The sequence below is a fragment of the Cytobacillus luteolus genome (assembly GCF_017873715.1).
Lineage (GTDB): Bacteria > Bacillota > Bacilli > Bacillales > Bacillaceae_L > Bacillus_BV > Bacillus_BV luteola.
Map to the genome: position 1 here is coordinate 839,277 of NZ_JAGGKM010000001.1, position 16,512 is coordinate 855,788.

At 33.6% G+C, this 16,512-nt stretch carries 11 protein-coding genes; 8 read left to right on the forward strand and 3 right to left on the reverse strand.

Features of this window, described 5'->3' with window-relative positions:
* Positions 1–186 precede the first annotated feature (186 nt).
* Both J2Z26_RS04325 and J2Z26_RS04330 read left to right on the forward strand, forming a co-directional pair.
* Positions 187–1,887 (forward strand): M3 family oligoendopeptidase, encoded by a 1,701-nt coding sequence (locus J2Z26_RS04325; protein WP_193535173.1) that lies wholly within the window; start codon positions 187–189, stop codon positions 1,885–1,887.
* An 18-nt stretch (positions 1,888–1,905) separates the two neighbouring features.
* Positions 1,906–2,109, forward strand: coding sequence for an alpha/beta fold hydrolase domain-containing protein (locus J2Z26_RS04330; protein WP_193535174.1), 204 nt, complete (start codon positions 1,906–1,908; stop codon positions 2,107–2,109).
* Positions 2,110–2,254: 145 nt separating this feature from the next.
* Here the strand turns inward: J2Z26_RS04330 and J2Z26_RS04335 are convergent, their stop codons facing one another.
* A complete protein-coding gene (locus tag J2Z26_RS04335) occupies positions 2,255–3,688 on the reverse strand; it encodes an LVIVD repeat-containing protein (RefSeq protein ID WP_193535175.1) in 1,434 nt (477 codons plus the stop codon).
* A gap of 364 nt (positions 3,689–4,052) precedes the next feature.
* On the reverse strand, positions 4,053–4,676 hold the full coding sequence (locus J2Z26_RS04340; RefSeq protein WP_227413543.1) for a nitroreductase family protein: 624 nt from the start codon (positions 4,674–4,676) through the stop codon (positions 4,053–4,055).
* 258 nt (positions 4,677–4,934) lie between these two features.
* Here J2Z26_RS04340 and J2Z26_RS04345 point away from each other — a divergent pair, with 258 nt between their 5' ends.
* Positions 4,935–5,498, forward strand: a complete 564-nt coding sequence (locus J2Z26_RS04345; RefSeq protein ID WP_193533987.1) for a CBO0543 family protein — start codon at positions 4,935–4,937, stop codon at positions 5,496–5,498.
* A gap of 105 nt (positions 5,499–5,603) precedes the next feature.
* On the opposite strand, the gene J2Z26_RS04350 is transcribed toward J2Z26_RS04345, so the two are convergent.
* Positions 5,604–6,506 (reverse strand): ferritin family protein, encoded by a 903-nt coding sequence (locus J2Z26_RS04350; RefSeq protein WP_193533988.1) that lies wholly within the window; start codon positions 6,504–6,506, stop codon positions 5,604–5,606.
* A gap of 712 nt (positions 6,507–7,218) precedes the next feature.
* On the opposite strand from J2Z26_RS04350, the gene dcm reads away from it, so the two are divergent.
* The 5 genes from dcm (at position 7,219) to J2Z26_RS04375 (ending at position 16,443) form a co-directional block, all read left to right on the forward strand.
* Positions 7,219–8,517 (forward strand): DNA (cytosine-5-)-methyltransferase, encoded by a 1,299-nt coding sequence (dcm, locus tag J2Z26_RS04355; protein WP_193533989.1) that lies wholly within the window; start codon positions 7,219–7,221, stop codon positions 8,515–8,517.
* A gap of 201 nt (positions 8,518–8,718) precedes the next feature.
* Entirely contained in the window at positions 8,719–10,266 is a 1,548-nt protein-coding gene (locus J2Z26_RS04360) for a MutH/Sau3AI family endonuclease (RefSeq protein ID WP_193533990.1), read from the forward strand.
* An 18-nt stretch (positions 10,267–10,284) separates the two neighbouring features.
* A complete protein-coding gene (locus J2Z26_RS04365; RefSeq protein WP_193533991.1) occupies positions 10,285–12,684 on the forward strand; it encodes a hypothetical protein in 2,400 nt (799 codons plus the stop codon).
* A gap of 2 nt (positions 12,685–12,686) precedes the next feature.
* Positions 12,687–13,898: a ParB/RepB/Spo0J family partition protein gene (locus tag J2Z26_RS04370; RefSeq protein WP_193533992.1), complete on the forward strand. Its 1,212-nt coding sequence runs from the start codon at positions 12,687–12,689 to the stop codon at positions 13,896–13,898.
* Positions 13,891–16,443: an SNF2-related protein gene (locus tag J2Z26_RS04375; RefSeq protein ID WP_193533993.1), complete on the forward strand. Its 2,553-nt coding sequence runs from the start codon at positions 13,891–13,893 to the stop codon at positions 16,441–16,443. Before J2Z26_RS04370 ends, J2Z26_RS04375 begins: the two co-directional genes overlap by 8 nt.
* The last annotated feature ends 69 nt before the right edge of the window (positions 16,444–16,512 follow it).

The following is a 16,512-nucleotide window of genomic DNA, read 5'->3' on the forward strand; positions in this document are numbered from 1 at the left end:
TTTATTTATAGGTTGGCTAAAAAATCCTTATTTTACTACGCAAGATAAAGGGAATTAATGGATAAGAATTTAGTCAAAATTAGTTGATGTTTCCATAATATTGCAAAAAGATTATTGAAAATTTTAAAATCGGGTGATAATATAAACTAAACAGTCAGTTTAATATTCATATCGGGGGCGAAAAAAATGAGGTTTTCTGAATTTCCTTATGAAAGGCCAAGTATTGAAAAAGTCACAACAGAAATAGGTACGTTGCTTACTGAGTTTAAGAATGCAACGAGTGCAGAAACACAAAGTACACTTGTAAAAAAAATCAATGACATCAGGTCAAATTTTGATTCCATTCAGATGATTGCTCATGTACGGCATACATTGGATACAACAGATCCGTTTTATGAAGAAGAATATAGTTTTTTTAACAAAAACCTTCCACACTTCACTGATGTTGAAACACAATTCTTTCAGGCTTTACTAGAGACACCTTTTCGAAGTGAACTAGAAGAAACCTTTGGTAAACAGTTTTTCAAAATCGCGGAATCTAAGGTAAAGACATTTTCTCCAGAGGTGATGGAGCTTTTAGGAGAAGAAAATCGGTTAACAAGTGACTATCAAAAGCTCATTGCCTCAGCTGTAGTCCCATTTAAGGGGGAGGAGCTAACACTTTCTAAGCTTGAAAAATTTGTTTTAGACCAAGACCGTGATACTAGAAAACGTGCCATCGAGGCGAAGTTCGACTATTTCTCTTCTAAAAAAGAGGTGTATGATGAGCTATTTGATAACCTCGTAAAAGTGAGACATGAGATTGCTACAAAGCTTGGTTTTCCTTCTTTTACAGACTTAGCCTATTTAAGATGGGCTCGATCTGGTTGGGATAAAGAGTCGGCTGCTGCTTTCCGTGAAAATGTTCGAAACTACCTAGTACCACTTGTTTCTAAGCTAGTAGAGGGCCAACGACAACGGTTGGGAATAGATAAGGTTAAGGTTTACGATGAAAAAGTCCAATTTGAAAGCGGGAATCCAGTTCCACAAGGGGATGCTGACTGGATTGTTGAACAGGGAAGACAGTTGTACAGTGAGCTATCCGAAGACACAAAGAATTTTTATAATGAAATGACGGAAAAAGGACTGTTTGACTTACTCAATAAGAAAGGAAAAGCAAACATTGGTTATTGTACGTATTTCGCAAAGGAAAAAGTACCATTTGTGTTTGCGAACTTTAATGGGACGTCAAATGATGTTAGAGTCCTGATTCATGAAGTGGGGCATGCCTTCCAGGCGTACTCGACTCTCAAATCTCAAGAGATACCAGAATACTTTTTCCCAACAATGGAGGGTTCTGAAATCTTTTCGATGAGTATGGAGTTATTTATCTTCCCTTGGGCTCACCTCTTTTTCAAGGAAGATGCCGATAAGCACCGATTCTTCCACTTAGTAGATTCGCTGATAAAACTTCCTAAAATGTGTGTAGGTGATGAGTTCCAGGAAGAAGTGTATGCAAACCCTTCGTTAACCCCAGAGGAGAGAAGGCAGCTTTGGTCTAGATTAGAGAAAAAATATATGCCATACCGAGACAATGATCAAATCACCCATCTAGAAGAAGGAGGAGCATGGCAGGAGATCCCGCATATTTATGAAGTTCCTTTTTATTACCTTGATTATGCTTTAGCACAGGTTTGCGCATTTCAATTATGGGATAAATCAACTGAAAATTGGGACGATGCATGGGATACTTACGTAAAGCTTTGTAAGATAGGTGGAAGCAAGTCGTTTACCGAGCTATTAGAAGAAGGGCAATTATCGTCACCTTTTGAAGAGCAAACATTTATTGACTTAACAAGTTTTCTGAGTGAGAAAATGGAGAGCTTGAAGGTGCCGGTGCAACAATAAATAGAGTTGAAAAGAGAATTGACAAGTTCTAAGACTCCAGCTTATATTATTCAAGGAAAACACGATAAGGTTGCAAACTTTAATTTAGCAAAAAGTTACTTTGATCGTGTTGAAGCCCCAAAAAAGAACTTTATCATTCTGGAAAACTCAGCACATATGCCAAATGAAGAAGATTTTGAAGTTTTAATTCAGTCTATACGGCGGCAGTTAAACGAACATTAATGTCCGCTCTTTTCTGCACCGGGGGTCAGGCCCCTGTTGTATTCGATTAAAAATATGTTCTCCAAATTATTCTACTAATGCATTGGATAGAATGATAAAAATGCCTGTAACCACTCTAATGGTTACAGGCATTTTTTTATACAAGTTATCTTTGTAGTGCCTCTGATTTTCCACCACTATTATTTTTTAGAAGAACTTTTAACCCTTGGCCCATGTCGGAGGCTAGGATATAGTTTCGATCCACAAACACTCCCCAAACATCTGCGTTTTCAGGTGTATAGCGGCCAATTTCTACTGGATTGCTAGGGTCTGTAATATCTAAAGCAAGAACTCCACCAGAATAGTAGGATAGGTAGAGTGTATTGCCTTGCACTTTCGGATCGTGAACTGTTTTAGCGAAAGTAGATCTTCCAGCAGATGTAGGTGGAATATCAAATGTTAAATCAGTTGTAAACTCGCTTAATAAAACAGGGTTCGTTTTATCTTTGATATCGAAAATGCGAGTATACCCATATGCACTTTCATATCCTGATCCAACAGGGTTAGATACTTCACGTGTTTCAATAAGGATGTTACCACCTTTAGCAAGGGCAGCAGAGTGAGCAGACCCCTTTTGATTTGCACGGAAAGTAGTGTTTCCTAAATATACAGGGTTTTCAGGATCACGAATATCAAAGATAACTGTTCCTAAATCCCACATGGACACATATGCATACTGTGCATTATTGTCCGTAATTACACTGTGGTTGAAAACAGGACGAGTTTTTCCATCTTGAGCATACCAATGATATCCATTAAAGTCTTCTGGGATTTGCTCTAAGTCACGTGGATTCCAACCAAAAATTTTCTTAGGACTTGTTGGGTCAGAAACATCAAGAATTTGAAAATCCTGTACTGCCCCATGAGTATAATAGTCTGCATAAGGACTAGAAGTTAACACTAGTGCACGATTACCTTGCGTCGTTAAATATAATTCGTGGGTTCCTGTGATTTTACGGTCTAACCCATAGAATCCAAGCTTCTTAGGATTGTAAGGGTCCGTTACATCATAGAGTAATACGCCACCCACGCTATCTGGTCTGTTTGCATTATTCCTAGAGGTTTGCTGTACACTCACCGCTGCTAAATCTCCTTTAAATGAAGGAGTATTTACTGTTTTTACAATCACCTTTTCTTGCCATGAATATGGTATTTCATTTGCAAATACAGCAACTTCTTTAGGGTTAGAAGGATCTTTTAAGTCAAATACACGCACACCACCGTTTGCTCCATTAGCTGTATGAGTTCCAGTGTAAGCGAACCCTTTGTGTGCATACACATCAGCCATATTGTTCTGCTTACCATTTAACGGATTAATCTGTACAGCTGCAGCTTGTTTTAAAAACTTTACATTCTTACTACCATTGATGGAGTGTTTAAGTTGCATTGCTTTCAACTCTTCCATCGTCATCACTTCAACTTCACCTTTTGCGCCACCTAACACATCAAGTGCATCATGAGCATATGTAGCCGGTAAAAACACGGAAAACGCAAGTGCTCCTGCCAATGTACTACTAATAAGTAACTTTTTCCTCTTCAATAAAATCCCTCCAAACGTAATAAGTACTTGCAAGTTTAATTCTATTTAATTTAACTATCGTTCAACAATAGGGAATTTTTCATATAATTCAGACAATTAAACTGATAATTAATAGGAAAAGGGGCCTGACCCCCAGTGCGTTAAAGCTTTAACGCGCTGGGGGTCAGGCCCCTTTTGTCATATTTTGTTGTCATTATGTTATTTTCGATATTTAGGCGTTCAAAAGTTCTAGGCTATATTACATTGATTTAATAAGATTTATTGAATTATGACCAAAAGGAGAAGGTAGTATGTCTCATATCGAAGTTAGAAAAGAGAGCCATGGTCTATAGAAGCAACCCCATTACGAGGTTACTTCTGTATATCAGTGATAAGAAACAATTTTATCTAATGAAAAGCGGTGATGCTCATATCCTTCAGATTCTGCTATACCAAATGGTACCATTGCAGCAAATTTTACATGTTCGGGTAGACCTAAAATTTCTTTTACCTTTTCTTGATCAAACCCAAGCATTGGTACACTCGAATAGCCATATCCTTGTAAAGCAGTTAATAATATCCCAAGAGCAATATTGGCTTGTGTAAGGCCCCATTGCCCTCTTTCTTCAACACTCAGTCCATTAAAGAATGAGGAAAGATTGGCCACTTCTTCTTGTTTACGTTCTTCGGATAAACCTGGGTGTACGGTTTCTGGTAAGTTTGCGATAACGTCTTCCATATCACTAATCACAATAACAACAGCAGGGGCAGATGTTACTTGTTGTTGACCGTAGGCTGCCTCTTTTAAGGACTCTTTTAACTCAGTATCGGTTACAATATGGAATCTCCACGGTTGCAAGTTCCAAGCACTAGGAGATAATCGAACAAGCTCAAATATTCGATCTATGTCTTCTTTTGGTATCGGTTTCTGAACAAATTTCCTAATACTGTGACGAGATACAATTGCATCTTTAACAGATAAAACTTGACCAGTAGTCGCTGTCGCCAAAAGTAACATCTCCTTTAGATTTACTAGTAGGAAACCTACGTAATTAGTATGTACATAAGCGAAGGATGAAACTAACGTTATTGATGGAACTTTTGGATGTAAAAGGGAGACCGACTGCCTCAAAATACAAAACATTCTTCATTTATTTATCGACAAAGTACAAGGGAAAAAAGTACATAGGAATAAATATAGAATTTTAAAGAAAGATAGTAAACACAGACATGATTTTATAATTTTTCCAGGAGAGATGGTTAGAGTATGTTTAAACCACCATCACATATAAATAAAGCATTAAATGAACAATACGATGTGATTGATAAGGCTAACACCAAGGTTGCTGAATTATGGAAGGATGAAATTATATTTAGTTTTGGTTGGTGGGGCGCAACCATGTTAGTTATTGTGCCATGGATAGTATGGATCTTTTATCGAAAAAAGGATAGTACTCACCGTCTATTATTAGGTGGGATATGGGCCATGTTTATAGCTACTTGGCTTGATTACATCGGGGTTGCAATGGGTCTTTGGCGATATAACGTAAAAACGATGCCCGTTATACCTGATTTTATAGCATGGGACTTTTCCTTAATGCCAGTAACGATCATGTTTTTTATTCAAGTGAAGCCAACAATTAAACCAGTATATAAAGCTATATTTTTTTCTCTCTTAACATCTTTTGGAGCAGAGCCTTTTTTCAAATGGTTAGGTTTCTTTGATTATCCAAGTTGGCATTATATTGCCTCTTTTCCTTTTTATATCGCTATATACATGGTTGCAAGTAAGTTAGTTAATGGTAGTAAATTTAACTCTCTACATAGTTAGTTTGGCCAACTCGTTAGAATTATTCAAAACCTAGATCTCCTGAATACAAATGAGTAACACCTATATTTAGAGACGATTACGTTCAAAGTGATCGTCTCTTTATAGTTAAGTTCTTGCAAGACCTCTTTCAAAGGCGGCAAGATGATTCAAAGAGGCATTGCGTAGTTGAGTAAAAACGGTCCGGATATCATTAGGAATCGTAAGTGATAGAAACCTTTCGTACATAGATATATTATCTATTTCCCCCTGAACGCCAGCAGCGTATGCTGCCTTAATACTTTCTGGAGTTGTAACGAATGCCTGTGAATTATCTTCTGGTAAAGGTATCTGATACCGTTCAAAAAGTGGTAATAAAGCATTGATATGTCTCATTTCAGCTTCTTTTATTTGTGCAAATGTACGTATATATCCAAAATTCCCTAGAATATTATGATATCTTGCTTGAGCTAGGTATTCGTCTTGAAGGGCATACGTCAACATTTGAGGTATCGTTAATGTTGAGGCACTTAATGCCCCTTCAGCACCGTAATTGTTAATTTGCCGATTAATATGTGTTACCCTTGGATTCGTAGAAAAAGACAAAAACCATATAGCGTGATTATGTTCGTCTGCAGCTGCACGTCGAAACCTCTCTTTAATGATTGAATCGTTTGCTTTATCTGCTATATCTAAATAAAAATCAACAGCTTCTTGTTCGTCTTTAAAAGCAAATTCTATTCCTGCCCTATAGGTATCTGGACATTCCTCAATGATCTGATAAGATGGTTTTTTTCCTGTTAAATTTGTATAAATTCTGCTGAATTCTTCGAGATGACGGACTTCATCTTCTTGTATCTCAAGAATTCTGTTCCTTTCATCCTTTGTAGGTGCCATCTTGGCTAACTTCTTATAACAATCAACAGCACTATACTCTGCATTAATTGCTTTCTGGATATCATCTATAAGTTGAATGTCATTTGGCATACGATAATAATCAAAATAACTCGGACCATAATAATTTGTATACATGTTTGTCCTCCTTGTATTTTAACGCTACTTATCTTATGTGTTATGGCTAGGTAGCTGTGCATGTTCGGGGTTGGTTGCTTTTTTATTTTAAGAAAAAGGAAAGTACGTTGAAAGAAAAGAAAGCCGATGAGAATGCTACGCACGTATTAATCAAACTCTCAATAAAAAATTTCTACCAAAGTTGTATGATGAAGATGGTAACCTCAAGTCTGAAGAGGAGATAGATAGATATTTTGAAATAAAAAGGTAAAAGATCGCTTTTTATTTTATGGTTGTTATTTTTAGTGAGATCTACTAGCACATTGCACGACAAAAGATGACTGAATGTTGCATTACATGAATAATTTATCCTATAATATATATATAAATAAAAAAGATCAGGTGCTACCAACACCCGATCAAAGCAACTATAGCCGCATAGTGAGCGGCCACCAGTGTAAAAGTAAATTACAAAAAGAAGTAACTATCCAAACCTTGGTGAGGGGGACGGTTACTTCTTTTTGTTTGCGACGAATATTCTAAGTAGGTATAACTTGCAGAGGATAAAACTCTTGATTTGGAACGATCGTTCGCTTATAATTTTAGTAATCAATATGAACATATTTATATAAATTTATGTTAAAATAAATACCTTAATAATAATTATATTGTCTTATATAGATGTTGATAGAATAAAGCAGTTGTAGTAACTTCCGAAAGGTGGATAGTTAGTATGTTAAAAGTAGTAGAATTATTTGCCGGTGTCGGAGGGTTTCGCTTAGGTTTAGAAGGTCTAAACTCAACCAAAGATTATGAAGTTGTTTGGGCAAATCAATGGGAACCTTCTACGAAAGTGCAGCATGCCTTTGATTGTTATACTCAAAAGTTTGGAGAGAAAGAAATCCACGTCAATGATGATATTTCAAAGGTTTGGGAGGATATACCCCATCACGATTTATTGGTTGGTGGCTTTCCTTGTCAGGATTATTCTGTTGCTCGGACTTTATCTGGAGAAGCTGGTATTCAGGGGAAAAAAGGTGTTCTTTTCTGGGAAATTATGAAAATTGTGGAGTCTAAAACTCCTCGTTATGTGCTTCTCGAAAATGTAGATCGTTTGTTAAAATCTCCTTCTAAACAGCGTGGTCGAGATTTTTCTATTATGCTTACAAGTTTTAGAGATGCAGGCTATTCTGTTGAATGGAGAGTTATTAATGCAGCGGAATATGGGTTTGCACAACGTAGAAGAAGAGTTTTTATTTTTGCGTATCGAAATGATACAGTGTTTGCAAGGGAGCAGCGTTCCCTTTCTCCTGAAGGAATTCTTCAATCCGAGGGGTTCTTTGCTCCACAGTTTCCAGTGCATGTGGGCCCTCATATAAAACATAAAGATATTTATTCAGAATTGTTTTCTGATATCTTAGATGTTTCCAATCTTTTTAAAGAAACCTATCGCAATTCTGGTACTATGATAGATGGTAGAATATTCTCTAGAGAGTTAACACCATTGATTTTTGAACCAAAACCTTTAAGGGCTATTTTAGAAGAGGTCTTCGAGAAATATGGACCTGCTGATGAAAAGTATTATCTTGATAATCAAAAACGTAGAAAAAGTGGACGAACCGAATTGGAAGAAATGAAATATTTAAAAGATGCAAAAAAAGTTAAGAGAGTTTCAAAGTTGACTGAGCATGAATATTATTACTCTGAAGGTAGCATGGCGTTTCCAGATCATCTTGATAAACCTGGTAGAACGATGTTAACGTCAGAAGCAACATGTAATCGAAGCTCCCATGTAATAGAGGATTTATACTCTGGAAGAATTCGTTATTTGACTCCGGAAGAATGTGAATTACTAAATGGTTTTCCAGATGGTTGGACGAATACAGGAATGCCCGAAAGAACTAGATATTTCTGTATGGGTAATGCTCTTGTAGTAGGTTTAATTAAAAAAATGGGCAAAAGAATTAGAGAAATAGAAGAAAACGACAAAAAGGTAATCAAGGAATCACCGTTACAGTTACAATTATTTTAAAAAATCGAGTGTCTGTTGTTAAATAGACACTCGATTTTTTTCTTTTATAACTTCTAAATAGATTTTTTAGTTAACGAACATTAAAATTATGATATGAATAACGAACAATTCCTATTGAAAAAGAAGAGTTAACTCTAAAATAATTGTTAAAATATGTTAAGATATATTTATTACTTATTAAATATGATAAAGGTGATTAATTTGGCATTTGATAAAAAAGCATTCCAGTCTAAAATATCTAATAAACTAGATGAGTTTACCGGACTTACATTTGATGAGATATCCTATAAAATTAATATTAATCCCAATCTAATTTCAAACAAAGCATCAATTGTTACTCTTGTTAACAGGATGTTTGAGTACAAAAGTTTAGATAAACGAAAACTTGAAAATGAGGTTCTTCCCAATAAATTATCCATTAAAACAATACGATTACAGCAAAATGGTAAACCTAAAGAATCAATGTCGTTTGAAAATGTAGATTTTCTAGAAATTATTAATGAAACATGGATGGACAGTAAAATAAGGTTTAAATTTTTTGAAACAGTTTTTTTGTTTATAGTATTTCAATATAAAAAGGTAAGTGGTGGAAATGTTCTAATTTTTAAGGGAATAAAGTTGTGGCAAATGCCACAAGAAACTTTAGATACAGATGTTAAGAAGTTATGGGAAACGACAAAGGAAGTTGTTTCAAAAGGTGTAGAATTTAAAAAGCAAATTGTGGGCAAAAAAGTTACTATGAAAAATAATTTACCAGGAATGAAGGATAATAATGTAGCTCATATTCGACCAAAAGCTAATGATAGTAATGATAAAGTTGAATTGCCAGATGGTCAAATGATTACTAAGCAGGCATATTGGTTAAATAATTCCTATATTGAATTTGTCCTAAAGGATATTCCTAATGTTACTTGTAGGGTATTGAATAAAACTAAATACTATGCAAAATTCCCAAATAATGAAATTAATAGTATCAAGGCCAAGTTAACGATGGAAGTATACCCAGTAGAAGAATTCATTATTAAAGTCAAACAAGTAATTCCTAGTTTTAATGAGCTGGATGTTAATTACGATATGCTCTCAACAATTGACTATAAGCTTGATAAGAATTTTGTTATTTCTAAGCAACTGTCAAGTATTGACCAATATTTAGATTCATTGATTTTTAATTCCTCGTATTTTCAAATACCTAACAACACAGTATTTCAAACCCCTTATGTAAAACGTAAACTTGATAATTACGAGAATGACTATAAACTATTGAAGGTTGAAGATAATCTTTATATAACTAATACCAGTCTTCTAAATGGAGGAGTTACTAAAAAAGATTTAATTGACTATAAAAATAATGTAGAGAGGTTTGTAGAAGTTGGAAGGTTCTTTACTCTTCAAACTTTGGAAGAAAAACATTTTAGACATTACTTAAAGAGGTATGGCTTTGAAGATAGATTCTACGAAAGTATATTAATGAGACCTGGAAGATTGAAGTTTTTAAGAATGGATGGCCGATTGGTTTTTGTTAAATCTAAACAAGAAATAACAACTAATGATTTTATTGGATATATATTTCAAAACAGTGAATCCCTTACGGTTGATGAATTGATTGGGAGATCTCTCTCAATGTGTAATCTAGAAATTGATTATGATTATGCTATCAGATTAATGAAAAACACAACATATTTTTACTCTGAGGATCTTCTTAAGCTATATGAGGACAAGGAAATTTATTATAACGAACTATATAAATAGTGGAATAGGTGAAAAATGGTGTATAGTCTTTATGCTCTTTGTATATTTGGCATATCCTTAAATCAAGTTAAAAACCTAGTGAGAGCAGGGTTTACATTAAGGGACTTTGAGGAAAAAACACTTAGTGTTATGGAACTAGGTGTTCACAAGCCTGCTTTAGTGGAAACTATAATCAAAATAATCCCTAATATAAGAAAGGAGGATAAGGAAGATAACTTATATCAGCTAGCTAATGAAGGATTATCAGGAACAATTATAAACAACTTAATAGACTTAAACATTTCTTATCATGACCTAAACATACTTACTTTAGAGAGATTTAATGAATTAACAGGTGGAAATCGGAAGAGTGCTTTCACAAAAATTATTACAGCATTTGAAATCGTTGAAACATCGAAAGGGAGAGTACCGTATAGGAAGGTAAGGAAATCAATCATAGAAATTGTAACGAATCTTAAATTAGATGAAGCGATTAAAGTAGATAAGGTTCAAGAGACTTTATTCAGTGAATATCGTATTAAGGTGAATGATGACAATCTGGAGTCAATTTTACAAGATATGTTAAATAATAATTATATTGGATACAATTCTCTGGGGATAAAAAGATATTATCCAAGTCTAATGGATTATTTAAAGGGAGAATTCAAGGATAAGGAAATATTCATTAAGCGTTTACAAGGAAAAACACTCGCTGAGCTAGGAAATGAATTCCAGTATTCAAGGCAAGGAGTAAGAAATATTGAAGTAAGAGTAATTAATAGTATGCCAGTTTTTGTAGAGGATATACGTTATCGGGTAGACTTTGAGAAATACAATTTTCCGAAAGACTTATTTTGCAGTATTTTTGAAGAACAAATTGAGGTTTATTATTATTTAAACTTGAAATACGTAAAAGGTAATCAATCTGTCATAAATGACTTTTTTAATATAAAATTTTCTGAGTCCCAAAGAAAGCAACTACTCAAATATTTTAATTGTTTTCTAAGTAGAAAAGGTGAAATTAAAGAATTGTCAAAAATGAGTATATTTGAAGAAGTCGTAAGTAAATATGCTCTTGAAGCTGTAACAGATGATGAGATAGTTGAGAAATATAATGAATATATAATAAAAAACAATTTACCTAAATCCTACCAATCAGACGAATCTAGTTTACGTGGAATTAGTGATCGTTGTCAAAATGTAATCAGGGGAAAAGGGAGTACTTATCGATATTATGATTTTGAAGTACTTACAAATCATGTAATCAATCAATTAAAAGAGCACCTAGAGCTTGCCTCAGGTGTATATAGTATGAAAAAAATATTCAGAGAAAATCCAGAGTTAATGGAAGAAGTTGACATACGTACTGAATATGAGTTGCACAATTTATATCGTCGTACGATAGAGGTTGATAATGTTTATTATACAAGAATGCCAGAATTCACAATAGAGAAGATAGATAAGAAGGAATTTTTTATCGGATTATTTAAAGAATATTCCCCAATACCTTTAAAGGAATTTGTAGAGTACATTGAAGAAGTATATGGTCTACGGCAGGACTCCTTATCTAGTTATATTACTGGGTTTCTAAATGAGTACCTTTATGAAGATATTATTAAAACAGACTATATAGAGTTGTCCGATGTAGAAATAGCCAAATTAAAATCACTACTAACAAAGCCTATTTATACATTTGAAGAAGTAAAGAAAATAGGTAGGTCAATTTTGGACGACTTTGATGAAAGGTTCCTAAATAATATGACTCTATCCAAAGTAGGATATCAAATCAAAAGTAATTTTATATTAAGTGATTCCTATAATAGCTTGGATGACTATTTTAGGAGAATGATATTATCAAATGATTACTTTGTTAATGAGCACCTTGACGTATATCGAACACAAACTTTCGGGTCAGTTATATATAATTTGGAGAAGAACTATGAAATATTTAAGGTAGAGAAAGATACCTATATCACTTTTAAGAAACTTACAGAGGCTGGAGTTACAGTTAATGATATTTTGGATTACAAGAGAGTCTTAATAGACTTTATAAAAAGTGATGAAAACAAATATTTTACTCTCCACTCGATTAGAGAGGAAGGTTTTGACCATCCTTTAAATAATTTAGGTTTCTCTGAAATTTTCTATGAAAGAATAATCTGGACTTTTGAAGGATTTAGAGCTATTCAGGCAGCAAGTACTTATATTTTTAAAAAGACAAATTCTATTTTATCCTTACGTGAGTTTTTATACGATTATATTTCGGATAAGCGTGTAATAAAATTAGAGGAATTGATTGAGGATATGGTAGAGGTTTATGGTATTATTTTAGAAGCATCTAAGGTTGTATACTTGCTAGGTCAAACTGATGTTTTCTATTCGGAGGAATTATATAAATTCTATATTGATAAAGAAGATTTTTATGAGGAGGTATACTAACGATGGAAGAAATAAATTTGTTAGAGTTAATCGGAAAAGATATTTCTAAAACCAGCGGAACTCGAAAACTAACAATAAAAGGGAAAACAGATAACTATGAGGTCTTCAGGATACCTCTTGAATATCTTTTTTATAATGATCAAAATGGTCGAATTGCAACTTATATTAGCAAATATGAGGACGAGCATGGTCAACTAAGTATCGATAATAAGGAAAAGTATAACAATATTATTCATGAGTTTATTGTAGAATCAAACAAAAATGCCCTTAATAAAACAAAAACTAATATTAAGTTATTCGGGCAACGACTTCCAGGGGTAGTCTTACAAAATGGTCGAATCATTGATGGTAATCGCCGTTTTACCTGTCTTCGTGAATTGCATTTAGAAGAAGGTAAGGATTATTACTTTGAGGCTGTAATTTTAAATACAGAAAAGGGAATTTCTCCTAAGGATATTAAGCGTTTGGAGTTGAATTTACAGCATGGTGAGGAAAGGCCAGTTGATTATAATCCAATAGATAATCTAGTCGATATCTACAGAGACTTAGTTGAAAAAGAAACATTTACTGTTAAAGAATATGCACATTCTACGAACAGAAAAGAGAAAGAAGTAGAAAAACTAAGGGATAAAGCTATCTTAATGGTAGAATTTCTGCAGTTTATTAATGCAAAAGGAAAATACTATATAGCACGTGATTTGAATTTGGACGGTCCATTGCAAGAAGTTTTGGTAATTTTGAATCGTACAAATGAAGACCAGAAAGAGGATGTAAAAAACGCTCTTTTTGCTTCACTACTAACATCTAATAAGGGTGACCTAACACGACATATTCGGGAAATAGGTAGAGATATCATTAACACAAAAAATGCTGAGGACTTTCTTGAAGAGTATGAAGATGTAGTTGAAGAAGTATATGAAACTTTACACGAAGAAGATGTAGTTGATATCTCTACAATAAACAAAAAAATCAGTGCTAAAAAAGACCTTAAAACTGAAAGTAATCAAATAATAGAAAAGAAAATTGAAGCAAACCGAATTGATGCAGCGCGTAATAAACCTATTGATTTATTAGAGCGTTCATTCCAAGCATTAGATACAATTGATACAACTGCTGTCTCAAGAATGGGAGAAGATAACAAAGAGGATTTTAAAGAACTACTTGAGAAGATTCAAGCAACGGTTATTCTATTGAGGGACAAGCTTGATGTTTAAACAATTAGCATTAAAACCAAGCTATTACACAACAGACGGAGATACTGTAGTATCTTTTTATAATCCAGTATTATCAAATTCAGTTAAGTATGATCGTGTAAGCGGATATTTTAGTTCAAAGGCCCTTGCTTCTTATGCTAAGGGCCTTAGTGGCTTAACTAAAAATGGTGGTCATTTTCGTTTAATTATATCTCAAGATATAAGCGAAGAAGATTTTGATTTAATAAAAAAAGGGTATGATTTAAGAAACGAAATCAAGGAGGAGTTATTTAGTAAATTAGAAGACTATCTAACACTTAATGAGGAAGTTAACTTCTACAATCTTGCCCATCTTATCGGAAAAGGTGTCGTAGATATAAAGATTGGTTTCAAGGCAAATGGTTTATTTCATTCTAAATTTGGCCTTTGCACTGATAAACAAGGAAACGTAATATATTTTACAGGGTCAAACAATGAAACATATGCCGCTATAACGCACAACTATGAGGCTTTTGATATAACTACATCTTGGCTAGCCTCAGAATTTGATGTCCAGAAATTAGAAAAAGCTCAAAAAGAATTCGAATTATTGTGGAATGACAAAGCTCAAGAGAAAAATATCTTTATTAAAGAAATTAATGAAGTAGTAAAGAAAAAAATTATGACCTATGATAAGGGGAGAATTATTGTGGATGCCGATATGCTTACAAAAGATTCCTTAATTTTAACCATAGAGGATAATCAATTAGTCCTACAAGATAATTTGGACACTTATCGAATTAATCCTGATGATTTTGCATTAGCACGAAAGCTAAAACAATACTATAAGAGTGGCTATCCTTATTTTCGTTCAGATCTTACCTACATAGATATGCAAAAAGTTATAACAATATTGGAAAAGTATGCTAGCAAGAAAAAGTTTAAGTTTATAGTCAGTGGAAGACTTATAGAGTATATTGAGCAACACTCGTATTGGATTGAAGAACGTTCACAATATGGTCTATTAATTAAAAATCTTGACTCAAGAGTTATCACCGATTATAAAAAGTTTCAAACTATTGTATCAAAGGAACTAGAGCGTACATTAAGAGAGCAGCAAATGTGGAGTTCTTTCTATATGACACAAATGCAAAAAGCAGCAAATTTCTCTGTTCCTGGGGCAGGCAAAACATCAATGGTATATGGCACTTTTGCTTATCTTAATTCAGCAGCAGTTAATAAAGCTGATAAAATTGTAATGATTGGCCCCAAAAACTCTTTTCTCTCATGGAAATTAGAGTTTGAAGAAAACTTTGGAAACAAAAAGGAACTAAGAGTTCTTGATATTCATGATGAAGAAGCAGCTGAAGTACATCTTCGTCTTAATGGATCAAATATGAACTTAATCTTAATTAATTATGAGTCTCTTGGGAAGTATGAATACGCTTTATCAGATATTATTGACGAGAAGACTGTTCTTGTATTTGATGAGGTACACAAAATTAAAGGGGTACAAAGTATTCGGGCACAGGTTGCAAAACGTATTTCTGAAAAGCCGATTTATAAATTTGTATTAACTGGAACTCCAATTCCAAACTCCTATCAAGATATCTATAACTTCTTAAATATCCTTTATATGGAAGAGTATAAGATGTTCTTTAACTTCCAGTTAAATGAATTAAAGAATCCCAGCCCAATAGAAGCTAAAGAAATAAATGAGAAGTTATATCCTTTCTTTTGGCGAACTAACAAAAAGCAGCTCGAAGTACCAATGGCTAATGAAGACATGATAATTAAATGTACTATGACACATGAAGAACAGAAAATTATAGATTTACTATATCGTAAATATGGTAATTCGCCATTCAATTTATATATCCGTTTAATCCAGGCCTCGGCAAATCCAGAACTCTTGTTGAAGACAATTGACTTCATTGAAATGTATGGAGATGAGTATGTGGAAGACTGGGATGATGAGTTTCAAACTGATACAGTATCTTTTAATGAGGAAGAAATAAAAATAATCCGAAAAGTTACTGAATCAACAAAATTCTATCGAGCGTTACAATTAGTTGAACAACTACATCAACAGAACAAGCAATCTATTGTATGGTGTATGTTTGTAAATACGATTGATAAAGTGTATCGGGAGTTATGCTCTAAAGGAATTAAAGCAGCTGTTATTTATGGAAGTACCCCCCAAAAGGATCGGGATAAAATAATAGATATGTTTAAGAAAACTGAAATTGAAGTACTTATTACAAACCCACATACCTTGGCTGAATCAGTGTCACTTCATAAAACTTGTCATGATGCAATCTATTTAGAGTACTCTTTCAACCTAACTCATATGTTACAATCGAGAGATCGAATACATAGATTAGGATTACCAGAAGGACAATATACACAATATTACTACTTCATGTTAGAAAATGAAGATGAACATCAAAGAAACACCATTGACGAAAAGATTTATGTACGACTAAAGGAAAAAGAAGGACGAATGATAGAAGCAATTGAAGGAGATATACTTACTCCGGAACCTTCAGATGATATGGACGAGATTTTGAAATTGTTTGAATTGTAGTCTTTAATAGTAGGCGTTCTCATTGATAAAAATATCAATCTGAACGTCCTTAAGATATCTAGTTAATAA

Excerpts from the sequence above, each read along its gene's own strand:
- J2Z26_RS04325 (WP_193535173.1), top strand. The coding sequence starts at position 187 with ATGAGGTTTTCTGAATTTCCTTATGAAAGGCCAAGTATTGAAAAAGTC.
- J2Z26_RS04345 (WP_193533987.1), top strand. The coding sequence starts at position 4,935 with ATGTTTAAACCACCATCACATATAAATAAAGCATTAAATGAACAATAC.
- J2Z26_RS04350 (WP_193533988.1), bottom strand. The coding sequence starts at position 6,506 with ATGTATACAAATTATTATGGTCCGAGTTATTTTGATTATTATCGTATG.
- dcm (WP_193533989.1), top strand. The coding sequence starts at position 7,219 with ATGTTAAAAGTAGTAGAATTATTTGCCGGTGTCGGAGGGTTTCGCTTA.
- J2Z26_RS04370 (WP_193533992.1), top strand. The coding sequence starts at position 12,687 with ATGGAAGAAATAAATTTGTTAGAGTTAATCGGAAAAGATATTTCTAAA.
- J2Z26_RS04375 (WP_193533993.1), top strand. The coding sequence starts at position 13,891 with ATGTTTAAACAATTAGCATTAAAACCAAGCTATTACACAACAGACGGA.